This window comes from Brevibacterium sp. BDJS002, from assembly GCF_028201555.1.
Taxonomy (GTDB): Bacteria; Actinomycetota; Actinomycetes; order Actinomycetales; family Brevibacteriaceae; genus Brevibacterium; species Brevibacterium aurantiacum.
Window position 1 is genome coordinate 1,890,393 of sequence record NZ_CP116392.1, and the last position, 12,719, is coordinate 1,903,111.

7 protein-coding genes are annotated in these 12,719 nt (G+C 62.5%); 4 read left to right on the top strand and 3 right to left on the bottom strand.

Translation table 11 applies throughout. From position 1 onward, the window contains the following. Positions 1-77: 77 nt before the first annotated feature. The gene (locus PGC08_RS08840; protein WP_029416568.1) at positions 78-671 is read right to left on the bottom strand and encodes a TetR/AcrR family transcriptional regulator; all 594 of its coding nucleotides are present in this window, start codon (positions 669-671) and stop codon (positions 78-80) included. Positions 672-768: 97 nt separating this feature from the next. Between PGC08_RS08840 and PGC08_RS08845 the strand changes: the two genes are divergently transcribed. Further along, entirely contained in the window at positions 769-4,029 is a 3,261-nt protein-coding gene (locus PGC08_RS08845; RefSeq protein ID WP_271709983.1) for a PD-(D/E)XK nuclease family protein, read from the top strand. Beyond that, a complete protein-coding gene (locus PGC08_RS08850; protein WP_009881728.1) occupies positions 4,029-7,214 on the top strand; it encodes an ATP-dependent helicase in 3,186 nt (1,061 codons plus the stop codon). The genes PGC08_RS08845 and PGC08_RS08850 overlap by 1 nt, the downstream gene beginning before the upstream one ends. An 86-nt stretch (positions 7,215-7,300) precedes the next feature. Here the strand turns inward: PGC08_RS08850 and PGC08_RS08855 are convergent, their stop codons facing one another. Beyond that, a complete protein-coding gene (locus tag PGC08_RS08855; protein WP_069600010.1) occupies positions 7,301-8,359 on the bottom strand; it encodes an aminoglycoside phosphotransferase in 1,059 nt (352 codons plus the stop codon). Between the two features lie 105 nt (positions 8,360-8,464). Between PGC08_RS08855 and nudC the strand changes: the two genes are divergently transcribed. Then, positions 8,465-9,442, top strand: a complete 978-nt coding sequence (gene nudC, locus PGC08_RS08860) for an NAD(+) diphosphatase (protein WP_009881730.1) — start codon at positions 8,465-8,467, stop codon at positions 9,440-9,442. Further along, positions 9,439-11,478: a UvrD-helicase domain-containing protein gene (locus tag PGC08_RS08865; RefSeq protein ID WP_069600012.1), complete on the top strand. Its 2,040-nt coding sequence runs from the start codon at positions 9,439-9,441 to the stop codon at positions 11,476-11,478. The genes nudC and PGC08_RS08865 overlap by 4 nt, the downstream gene beginning before the upstream one ends. On the opposite strand, the gene PGC08_RS08870 is transcribed toward PGC08_RS08865, so the two are convergent. Next, positions 11,455-12,357, bottom strand: coding sequence for a hypothetical protein (locus PGC08_RS08870; protein WP_009881732.1), 903 nt, complete (start codon positions 12,355-12,357; stop codon positions 11,455-11,457). The genes PGC08_RS08865 and PGC08_RS08870 overlap by 24 nt on opposite strands. Positions 12,358-12,719: the final 362 nt, after the last annotated feature.

A 12,719-nucleotide genomic window follows, 5' to 3' on the forward strand; every position in this document is an offset into this window, starting at 1 on the left:
CGGATCGTGTTTGACTCGTCCTCAGCATAACGTCAGCGAGGCCGGGTTTTCTTCCCTCGTCTGGTGGGAGTTCGCAGTCACTTCGTGGTGAAGGACTGCAGTCCGCCCCAGCTCATCTGGGTCAGCAGGCTCACAGCCGTGTCGACGTCGATCTCCGGAGTCGTCTCGAGCTGTTTGACGACGACCTCGGCAGTGCCGATGAGCGTCCGGCACAGCAGCCGAGCCTGGATGTCGTCGAGGTCGGTGTAGCTCTTCAGCGCGGTCAGGACACGGGAGGCGGTCCGTTCGCGCAGACCGCGGATACGGTTCTGAGCCTCGGGTTCGTAGACATCGGAATTGAAGAGGATGACGAATTCCTCACGATGGGACACGATGAACTCGAAGTAGGAACGGTACGTGGCACGAACCTTCTCATGCGGGTCGTTCGTCGACCCGATTGCGGCATCGAGAGTCGTATCGAGGTGCGCTGCGGAATCGTCGATGAGCGCGAGGTAGAGATCCTGCTTCGACGCGAAGTGCTGATAGAGGACCGGCTTCGACACTCCAGCCGCCTCGGCGATTGTGTCCATCGAGGTGGTCCGATATCCACGGGTCGCGAAGACAGAGCGTGCCACCCCCACCAACTGGTCACGGCGCTGTTCACGGGGCAATCTTTGGTGCGGACTCGACATTCCATCATGCTACGCGAAAACCAAGTGGAGGACCTGGCAACGCGCTCGATCATGGCCACTTCGCCCCTATGTCCGTGCCTCATGATGGAATACGAGTATGGATGAAGTGACAGAGGGGATCGGCGCGAAGCTGCTCGCGGGGGAGTCGGTGACGGTCGTGGGCCGTCCCGGTACGGGCAAGACGACGATGCTCGAATCCGTCTACGCCCAGCTGATGTCATCGGTCAGCCCGTCATCGGTGCTGGTCCTCACCCCCAACCGCGATCATGCCGACGTGCTGCGCAACCGTCTCGCGGTACCCAGGGACGCGGTGCTGGCATCCGCGCCTGCGCGCAGCATCTCATCGTTCGCCTACGGAATTGCACGTGCCGCTCATACGACCCAGACCGGTGATGACCTCGAGTTCATCTCGGGCGCCGATCAGGACGTTTTCCTCGCTGATCTCCTTGCCGGGCACGAACTCGGTCATGGCCGTGGGCCCGCCTGGCCAGCTGAGATCACCGCAGAGGTGCGGTCGACCTCCGCGTTTCGGACCGAGGTCCGTGACTTCCTCAATCGGGTGATGGAGTTCGACTTCGGCGTACGGATTCCGGCCCCGAGCGCCGGCGGTGGACCGGAACAGACTCCCGAGTTCGTGTTCGACTTCGGGCGCAGCGCTCTTGACCGGGTGCTTGAACACCATCGCGATCCTCGGTGGGAGGCCGTGGCACAGGTCCTCGAGGAATACCTCGACATTATGAGCATGCCCGGCTACGGCGGCACCGACTCTGCGACGGTTCTTGCGCGGGCCGCGTTCGAAATTCTGCGTGAACCCGCCGAGGTGACCGCGGGTCGAGCGTGGACGTTCGCCCCCGATGTGGTGCCCACCGTTGTCCTGGCCGACGGTGTCCAGGACTTCCCTGCCGCAAGCTGGGGACTGCTGGAGCAGCTGCGCGAGCGCGGGAGCGCACTGGCGCTGTTCGGCAGCCCGGAGACCGTGACAGGTCGCTTCCACGGAGCCGATGCCTCGATCATCGATCGCAGCGCCTCCGACGAGCGGTTTACGACCGTGGTTCTGCCGGAGGTGAAGAATACTGCTGACGAGCTCGTTGCCGTCGGTGATGACTTCGGCCGCCGGATCACCACGAGGTGGGGGCTGCAGCACATGCCGCGCCCCGATGGTGCCGCACGCACCGGCGAGTCGGCCGATGGGATCGAACCGGTGGACGCCGGGCCGCAGCAGGGGGAAGGCGAGCCTGAGCCGGTCGCGAGCAGCCCGGACAAGGTGGAAACACATGTGTTCGAGGGCGCAGCATCGAGCTACCGGTACCTGGCCCGTCGGGTGACGAACTTCGTCGAAGACGGCCACGCGTGGTCAGACGTGGCAGTGCTGTGCCGGAACACGTCCACTGTCCGCGTCGTCGCCAATGAGCTGAGCGCCTCGGGCGTGGCAACGGCGAACATCATGCAACCGTTGAGCATCGACCCCGCCACGGCTCCGCTTCTCGAGCTGCTCGCCCGCACCCCGGATTTCGACGATGACGAATCCATCGCCGCACAGGCACTGTCCCTGGCCGGCAGCATCTACGTGCGCCTCGATCCGGTGCAGATCAGACGCTTCAAACGCGTGGTGCGGAAGCAGTTCCCCGCAGCGAAGAGCTCGAATTCTCTGGCTCAGGCGCTGCGCAGCGACATCGACGACTCATCTCCTCCGGGACTCGCCACGATCTCACGAATGCTCCATGCCGCGGCGGAGGTGGGCTCGGTTGATCCGCACGAGGCTCTGTGGGGTATCTGGGAGGCCGCCGGCATCGCAGACAAGTGGCAGACCGAGGTATTGAAAGATCCCGAGTCGGTGGCGAATGCGCACCTGGACTCCGTGCTGCGACTGTTCACTCTGGCAGAGAAGATCTCCGATCGTGGCGGGTTCACCGCACGGTCCTTCGCAGGCATTGTGGCCGAACAGGACATCGCCCAGGATTCCTTGGCCGCCCAGGCAGGCACTGACGACCTTGTGCAGGTCGGAACACCGTCGTCCCTGGCCCACCTGAGGGTCCCGCTCGTCATCATCGCCGAGGTGAATGAAGGCGTATGGCCGAACCCGAAGATTCGCGGCGGCATCCTCGGCCTCGACGACCTCAGCGCCGTTCTGCTGACCGGGGAGACCGTCACGAGTGACCCCGGTTACCACTCCCATGCCAAACGCACGAACCTGCGGGAAGAAGGAGAGCTCTTCTACACCGCTCTGACCCGTGCCGAAGAGCACGTCATCGTCACTGCGATCTCCGATGCGGAGAGCAATCCTTCCCCATTCTTCGATGTTCTCGCCGCTGGAACGGCGAAGGGCACGCAGGACGCCGACGGATACGCCATCACGCACGAAGACGAGCTCCTGCCTCTGTCGCTGGCCGAGATGGCCGCACACGCGCGGGCACGGCTGCTGAGAGCCGCCGCAGATTCCGAGCAGGAGACAGCAGCCGAGGACGTGGAGGAATGGGCACAGCTGATGGCCGCGCTGTCTGCCACCAGCTCCACGGTCGATCCGCCCGAACGTTGGCGTGAGACCGAAGACATCACCTCCGCCCAGCCCCTCTACGGTGCTGAGGACCTGGTGAAGGTCTCGCCGTCACAGGTCGAATCCTTCACCGACTGCTCACTGCGGTGGTTCCTCACCCGCAACGGCGGAGACCGGCCCGGTTCCCTGGCCCAGAGCCTGGGAACGATCATCCATGCCGCTGCAGAGAATTACCCACAGGGGCCCGCCTCGGCGATCCGAGAATTCGTCGACGAAGAGTTCAAGACGCTGGACTTCGACGCCGAATGGGAACGAGACCGCGAGCACGTTCTGGCTATGAAGATGGCCGACCGACTCGGCGAGTACATCAAGGACTCACCGGGCGAACCCATCGGAGTCGAGGCCCAGGTGTACGCCACCGGCGTCGACGAGAACGGGCAGGAATGGAAGGTCACAGGGCGCCTCGACCGCATCGAGAGAACGCCCGAGGGTATCCGGATCGTTGACTTCAAAACCGGCAAGAACACACCTACAGGCCAGGAGATGCCACGCCATGCCCAGCTCGGGGTCTACCAGGAGGCGATCAACTCCGGCTCGATCACAATCGGCGACGATCAAGTGGTCGATGCCAAGGCCTACGGTGCTGAACTCGTCTTCCTCCGATATACCAAGCAGAAGAAGAGGGAGCAGTCCGCTCTCGAGATCGATGAGGATCCAGGCTGGGCCAGAGACCTCATCAACGACGTATCCGGACGGATGCGTGCCGCGGAGTTCCCGGCACGAGTCGAACCCCAGAAATGTATGAGCTGCCCTGTCCGAACCTCCTGCCCGGCGATCGGGCCCAAGATGTTGGAAGATTCCTGATGCGCTTCTCCGCTGAGCAACTCGCCCGTCTCACCGCTGCCGATCCTGCCCAGGCCTTTCCGCCGAGTGAGGAACAGAGGATCATCATCGAGGCCGACCCGCAGCAGTCGATGAAGGTCACGGCCGGAGCCGGCTCCGGCAAGACGACCGTCATCTCCCAACGGGTCATATGGCTGGTGGCCAACGGCTTCGTCGATCCTGAAGAGATCCTCGGTCTCACCTTCACCCGCAAGGCCGTGGGAGAGCTGGGCGGCAGGATCAGGGTGCTGCTGGCCAGGCTGCGTCACAATCTGGGGCTCGGAAGTGAGATGACGTTGCCCGGGCTCGACAATCCTACGGTGTCGACCTATAACTCATATGCGGCATCGATCGTGAGCGAACACGGTGTGAGCATCGGCATCGAACCTGAGACCGTGCTGCTCGATGAGGCTGCGGCTCACACGATCGCCGGTGGAATCATCGACGCAGCGAGCACAGAGGACATTCCCGGTGACAAGGCGCGGGAGACGATGATTGCCGATATCATCGCGCTGGCGGCCGCAATGAACGATCACGGGCGCAATGTCGACGAGGTCACGGACTACCTCGACCAGTGCCTGCAGGCGCTGGTGTCGAGCAAAGGCAAACCCGTCGACCCCAGCGGCCGACGGGCGAAGCTCGAGGCGAAGATCAAGACGGCGAAGCTCGCCGACGAGTACATGGCCGCGAAGCGACGCAACCTGGCTATGGATTTCTCAGACCAGGTCAGGTTCGCCCAACGCATCCTCGACGAGGTGCCCGCCGCGCGCCGAGCTGAACAGCACCGGTGGAAGATCGTTCTCCTCGACGAGTTCCAGGACACCTCTGTTGCACAGCTGAAGCTTCTGCGCGACCTGTTCCACTCAACAGCGGTGACGGCCGTGGGCGACCCGCGACAGGCCATCTACGGCTGGCGCGGGGCGAGTGCGGACAACATGATCCGCTTCTCCTCGGACTTCCATGACGTCGAGTCACTGACTCTGAGCACAAGTTGGCGCAACGACCACAGAATTCTCACCGTCGCCAACCGCACCGCGAACGGATTGGCGGGCAGCCGGGAGACACCTCTGTCCGCGCGCACCGGCGCCGGCGAGGGAGACGTGGCCATCGACATCAGCTCTGGTGCACATGACCCCGATTTCCTCACCGTGGGACTGCGTTCATTGACCGAATGGGTCGCCAGTCTTCCCGACGGGTCGTCGACGGCGGTTCTGTGCCGCAAACGGGCACATTTCGCGCCGGTGGCCGCAGCTCTGGAGACTGCCGGCTACGCCGTGCATGTGCATGGTTCCTCCGGCCTCCTCAGCGATCCGTTCGTTGCCGACCTGCGGGCCGTGCTCACCGCAGCGGTCGATCCGATGGCCGGGGACAGTCTCATGCGCTTGATCAGCGGTCGACTGCTGGGTCTTGGCGCCACCGATATCGCAGCGCTGCAATCGTTCACCAGACGACAGAACGATTCGCGAGTCACCGAATTCCTGGGCGAGGATCCCGAGAATTCCGGAGTTGTTCCGGAGAACATCGACCAGGCGACGATCGTCGAGGGCCTCGATGAGCTCGTCGATCTCTTCGAAGCACTGTCGGGCTCAGCGAAGTTCCCCGGTGCGCGGGCGATGGTGAGCAACTTCCGCAACTCGGGGCTGAGCGAGCTTGCTCTGAAGCGTCTCGTCAGGTTGGCTCAGGCTCTGCGGCACGTGCGGTCAGGTTCGGGCACCATCGCCTCGATCATCCGTACCGCGATGACCGAGACAGGAGTCGACACCGATATCTGGGGGCTGAGCGATTCGCTGCGCAACCTCCATCGTTCGGCCATCGATTCGTTCCTCTCTGCTGCGAGCCAGTATTCGGCGGCTGATGACCAGCCATCGGTGCCCGGCTTCCTCGAATGGCTGAGCCTGATGGAAGAGAAGGACGCACTCAGCGTGGCCGAGCCGAACTCTGCGGCCGAGGCCATCGACATCATGACCGTCCACGCGTCCAAGGGCCTCGAATTCGATGCGGTGGCGGTTCCGTCGTTGGTGGTCAAGGACTTCCCGACCTCACCGCGCGACCCAGAAGGGTGGATGGAGAGGACGGCTCTGCCCTATCCGCTGCGCGGTGACCGCGCCCATCTCGTCGACTACGATCTGCGCACCGCCGACTTCGACACGAAGAAGGCTCTTGACGAATGGGTCAACGAGTTCATCAAACCCGCTATCGCCGATGCACATGAGGAAGAGGAGCGACGCCTCGCGTACGTGGCGTTCACCCGCGCCAAACACCATCTGTGGCTGGGGGCAGAGCTGATGGGCGCGCGAGCCAACCCCGACGAACCATCCCCGTTCCTGATGGAAGCGATCGAGGAACTGAACCTGGATGTCGACATGCCGGAGCCGGCTGACGAATCAGCTGAGGATCGTGTGGAGACGAGCGTCTGGCCCGTTCCCCGCACAGCCCTCGTCTCGACCGCCCGACGTGCCGCCGAATGGGTCAGTCGTGCCGCACCGACAGGACTCAGTGAACTCGCCCAGAAGCCCACCCCTGTGGGGCAGTATGCGCGTCAAGCCCTGCGAATCAGCAGCCGTCCGGAACGTGAGGGCACCGGAGCAGTCCCGGATCGGCTCTCAGCCACCGCACTCGTGTCGTGGCGTCGCGATCCGAACGACTTCATGAAGCAGACGCTGCGGCCCGTGCCCAGTCCGCCGAGCCGAGCCGCAGAGATCGGCACCACTTTTCACTCCTGGGTCGAGCAGCACTTCGGCCAGGCGAGCATCGACATCGAGGACGAGCAGCAGGTCCGGCCCATCGACACAGCGACCATTGAACGCCTGCAGCAGACGTTCATCGGCTCTGAGTTCGCGAGCAGGCATGCCGACCACATCGAAATGTCGTTCGAACTCGTCCTTGGGAGGTTCAGGGTCCCGGGCAAGATCGACGCGGTCTTCATCACCGGCGATCATGCAGAAGTCGTTGACTGGAAGACTTCGAAACTGCCCGAGGAGAAGACTCTTGAGGTGATGAAGTGGCAGCTGGCTCTGTACCGTTTCGCCATTCAGCGGGTGCATCCCGAAATCACCGAGGTGACCGGAACGTTCTACTTCGTCGGCAGCGACGACATAGTGAGATTCACCCACCTGCCGGAGGAAACCGAGATCATTGCATGGTTAGAGGCCAACGATCGCGCGTGAAGTGCTGGAAAGGGATGACCGGGTGACGAACCGGCTTCTCAGCCGTAGGGTCTGACCAGGTCATCTGATCAGATCAGCTGACAAAGTCAGGGGCGATGAGTGTCGTCTGCCGAGCCGGATTCGTCCGGTGCTGTTCCCTCATCGACGACGTCCTCTGCTTCCGAGGTCAGCTCTGTGTCTGGGGTCGATGGGGGACTGTCTTCGACCGCTTCCGGTTCCGCCGCGTTGTGGGAGAACAGAACGTCGTTGAACGAGGACAGCAGCTCGCCAGCGTCTTGGATCGCCTCTTCGTCACCAGAGTCCACCGCTTCAAGCAGCCAGTCGAGGACAGCAAACTCTGCCAGCAACTCGGCGCGTGTGATCACGTGTTCGTCGGCACGGGGCCGTGAATTGGTGTACTCACTGAAGAAGGTCGGGACTGCGGCCGGATCGATGAGCGCTGAGGCTGCGGCCAGATCAATGGCTGGATCGGAGACTCGCAGGCGCTCGATTCCAGACAGCGCGAGCACACGCTCCTGATCGGTGAAGACGCTCGTCTCATCGATTGCACCGTGAATGGGAGTGGCGAGGAAGCGCCAAAGCGAGACCTTCTCGAATTCCTCTTCCCAGTGTTGGAGCAGGCCCGCAGGCACTCGTCCGGTGGCTGCCGCCTGATCGAGTCGCTCCAAGATCTGAAATTGGAAACGCGATGGGTCTTCGACAGGGAATCCCGCCTCGGAGATCGATTCGGGCGCCGCCGAATGCAGCGTGGCAAGAGCCTGCGCCAAGGAACTCGCCCGTGCAGTGTCGGCGATGGCCTGATCGCCTACGGGGGCACCGGGCAGAGGCTCGATGAGGGTGACTGTCGTCGGTGCAGACGTGCCGAAGTAGTCGGCCTCAACCTCGGTGATGGCGCGCAGATGGGGCCAGGTGAACCCGGCATGCGGATACATCGAGTCGTAGATCCGACCAGCTTCAGCAGCAGATCCGGTGTCGGCGGAACGGTCGAGACCCGTCTGTGCCGTCGCCACCAACTGCTGCTGACCGTCGTCGACGAGAACTCTGATTCCCAGTCCCAACGACGGCAGGGGAACCCATTCCGTCGGGGAATAGTCATCGAGCATCGTTGCCGCGACAGCTGCCAACTTGAGCGCCTTGGTATTCACCCTCCCCAATCTACCGTCTGACATGGCCGAAGACCGAGGATTCGGCTGTTGAGCGTGTCAGCACCCGCGTTTCCCACGTCAGTGCCCTGCGTTATCGTGGAAGGCATGAAGCCACTGCCACCCGTGAAGCCGATGAGTCTGGCTCGCCATGGAATCGATCGTGACCATCTCTCACGGGGTCAGGACGGTGACCTGCGTGAACTATGGGCCAGCGGAGCCAGTCCCGTCTTCGAACATCGTGGTTCGCTCCTCGTGGCGGCGGGGGGACTCTTCAGCACTGAGCCGGGAATGGTTCCGGGGAAGCAGACCGAGATCTACCTGGGCCGCGATGCCGACGGCAACCGATACATCGGGGTCTCTCTCGATGACGCAGGCCGCAGCGAGCTGGACACCGCTCTGTCGACATCGCGTGCACGCGATGCCACCGATCTGCTGACCGCCCCAGGGGAAGGCATCGACAGTTCCGAACCCGTATGGTTGCCCCTGCGTCAGCTGGCTGAATCCCTCGACGACGTTCAAGTCTCCCTGGCGTGCGAGATCGTGGGACTGGGCAATTGGCATCGGGCTCACCAATTCTCGCCCCGCACCGGACGAGCGACACATCCCACGCTCGGCGGGTGGGTCAGAACAGACCCAGACAACGGAAGCGAACACTTCCCGCGTACGGATCCTGCCGTCATCGTCCTCATCATCAACACTGACGATGAGGGAATCGAAAGAGTGCTGTTGGGCAACAACGCAGCCTGGGAAGCAGACCGTTACTCCCTGCTGGCTGGGTTCGTGGAACCTGGTGAGACCCTGGAACGCGCAGTGATCCGTGAGGTCTATGAAGAGGCCCACGTCGAAGTTGAGAACCCGAGGTATCTCGGATCCCAGCCTTGGCCCTTCCCCTGCTCGCTCATGCTCGGCTTCTCAGCAGAGGCGCCAAGCCTCGAATTCGCCGCCGACGAAGCGGAGATCGCTACCTTGACCTGGTTCACTCGAGACGAGCTGCGTGCGGCCATCGAGCACGGCAAGGTCCGTGCTCCCGGACTCGTATCGATCGCCGGACAGCTCCTCTACAGCTGGCTGGACAACATTTGAACGCTCAGGCTGCAGCACTGCTCAATGCTCTCGACGAGGAGCAGAGAGAGGTCGCCACACATTTCTCCAGCCCGGTGATCGTCCTCGCCGGAGCAGGGACAGGCAAGACTCGTGCGATGACCCACCGCATCGCCTACGGCATCGCCACCGAGGTGTTTCCTCCCAACCACGTGCTGGCCCTGACCTTTACGGCCAAGGCCGCGGGTGAGATGCGGTCACGTCTGCGCGACCTCGGAGTTCCCGCGGTCCAGGCCCGGACTTTTCACTCCGCGGCACTTCGCCAGCTGCGCTTTTTCTGGGATCGATTCGCAACGGGCGATTTCCCCCGGATCATCGACAACAAGGCCGGAATCCTCGGCTCGGTGCTGCAGGGAATGGGAATCGAGACCAGTCGGGAGCTGAATCGGGACGTGGCCTCTGAACTGGAGTTCGCTGCCGCGTCTCTACTCGGAGTCGACGACTACGCGACTCAGGCAGCCGGCCGCGATCTGCCCGGCAAACTGAGTGTCGAAGATATGGTGCGCATCTTCGAGGCCTACAGCGAAGCGAAGACACGTGGCCGACTCATGGATTTCGAAGACGTGCTGCTCGTCCTCAACGGGGTGCTGGCGGAGTATCCAGCAATCGCAGCGGACATTCGCGAACAATACCGCCACTTCGTCGTCGACGAGTTCCAAGACGTGTCTCCGCTCCAATACGATGTGCTCTCACGCTGGTTGGGGCCACGCGACAATCTGTGTGTCGTCGGCGACCCAGCCCAGACGATCTATTCGTTTGCCGGTGCGGACTCCTCACTGTTGGGAACGCTCGATTCCTCGCTGCCGACGTCGACGACGATCCAACTGGTGCGCAACTATCGTTCGTCGAAGGCGATTGTGTCCACGGCGAACAACCTGCTTCGGCACACCTCCCGGACTGCGTTGACGTTGCGTACCGACAACCCAGACGGCCGACAGCCGGCCATGACTGAGTATCCGACCGACGATGCCGAAGCTGCGGGTGTCGTCAAGGCCATCTCCGCCGAGATCAATGCCGGACGGCGGCCGCGAAGCATCGCTGTGCTGTTTCGCACGAATGGTCAGAGTCCCGCCTACGAGCAAGCTCTGGCCACAGCTGGGATTCCCTATGTGCTGCGGGGTGGAGAGAGGTATTTCGCTCGCAAGGAAGTCAAAGAAGCGATTCTCATGCTCAAGGCGGCCCGTGCCACCTCGAGCGGTCGGCCCCTGCCGGAAGTCGTCGCCGAAGTTCTCATCTCCCTGGGATATTCGACCAAGCCGCCCGCAGCCGGGGCCAGCCGGCAGAAGTGGGAGTCTCTGAAGGCTTTGGTCGACTTGGCGGAGACGCTCCAGGCAGGGTCTGAACTGCCAGTGCCGTTGGAGACGTTTCTGGCTGATCTCAGCGATCGGGCCGAGCACCAGTTCGCTCCCGATATCGAAGGTGTCACCTTGGCCTCGTTCCACTCGGCTAAGGGTCTCGAATGGGACAGCGTGCACCTTGTCGGACTCAGCGAGGGACTGTTGCCGATCAGCTACGCACAGACGCCTCGAGCGATCGCTGAGGAGCGGCGCCTGTTCTATGTGGCGCTGACTCGTGCAGGTACAGACCTGAGTATGAGTTGGTCGCTGTCGCGCCACGACTCCAAGCAACGGCCACGCAAACCGTCGCGATTCCTCAGCGAACTCGGCCGTGTCGAGCAGACCGTGGGGCAGGGTCGTCGGACGGCGACATCGGTGGCGATGAACCGCTGCCGATCGTGCGGCAAGGTGCTTGTGTCCCAAGTCGATCGAGCGCTGTCGCGGTGTGCGAACTGTCCTGCCGACCTCGACCTCGAACTCCTTGACCGTCTGCGACGGTGGCGGGCCCGTGTCGGTTTGGAACAGGGGCTTCCCCCCTATCTTGTTCTCACCGACACCTCCATTTCGGCGATCGCAGAAATCAAGCCTCAGGACATGGCGTCATTGGCGCGGATTCCCGGCGTAGGTGCCACCAAGCTCGAACTCTATGGTTCAGGGTTACTGAGCCTGCTCGTCGACTAGATCGAAGTGTGGAACGGGGACGCGGCATTGGCACCGCGGGTGGAACGACAGCGGTTCCTCGGTTCCGATCCCTGTGGCCAGTGAGACCCTCCTGCGCACCGGGTCAGCGTCTGGGCACAGCAGAGAACGCCGGAGGATCTGCACGGCGTTGAGTCCGCCGAGCGCCCGTGACAGAGGGTCGCTGAGGTTGTCTCGATCCGGGAGAGCCCGGATGTGGGAGTACTGGTTCAGCCAGGAGTCATCGGCATCCTTCTGTCGCAGGCAGTCACACATGACGCAAGGCGTTGCGCCGGGACGGATGAGACCGGTGACCTCGAGAGAATATTCTCCGATCACAACCTGGCAGTGGGGGACCTCGCGATCCGTGAGCCAGGCGGCCGTGTGGAGATCCGGGACGAGGTAGGAGGTCGTGATCACCAGCGGTGAGGTCAGGAGATCAAGGTCGTCGACGTGATGGTGTGGCGCTATGGCGAAGCCGGAGGCCGACAGATATTGTTCGGTGATGGCTCTCAGCGGACCCATGACCACGACTGGTGAACCACTGAGGAGCCTCGACACACGATCGGGTGAGAGGGCGAATATCTGCGCAGTAGCCAGCAGAGATGAGCTCTTCGTCACCATTGCGGCATCGGAATCATCGGGAACCATGACGCCCGCCTCGTCGAGCAACGTTATCAGGGAGCTCGCGCGACCCAGATCAGCACCGAGATCCTGTGCACGAGAGTAGTACTGCGCCGAACCGACTCCCATTCGCAATTCCTCGATGAGAGCGACATCTGCCGGCAGAAGGCCATCGATGAGGACAGGGTCATCGACACCGAACTGGACACACGCCGACGACCGCCATGTGATCGGCACACTGGGAAAAATCCGGAACATGTCTCCACCTCGCATCGGCTGCCTCAGACTTCCACAGTAGTGAAGGTCGAAGGCGTGCGCCAGAGTCGAGGCGATTCTGTGGAAAAGCCTGTGGAAAACAGTTGAGGGCAGGCCGGAATATGCATTCCGACGTGCCCTCAACCGCTTTGAGCCCCAGGCGCTCGCGGAGACTCGTGCAGCTTCCCCTTCCGCACGCATCTCCGGGTTTTCCGGGGTCAATCATAGAACCTATTCTTCATTTGCCTCCCCGTCAATGTCGGTTCTTCCACAGGCAAGTCAACAGCGTGTGGATAACCTGTGGATATGTCGACATGAGTTGTGGAGAAAAGGTGCCTTGAATGATTGCACGATGGCCACAGAGG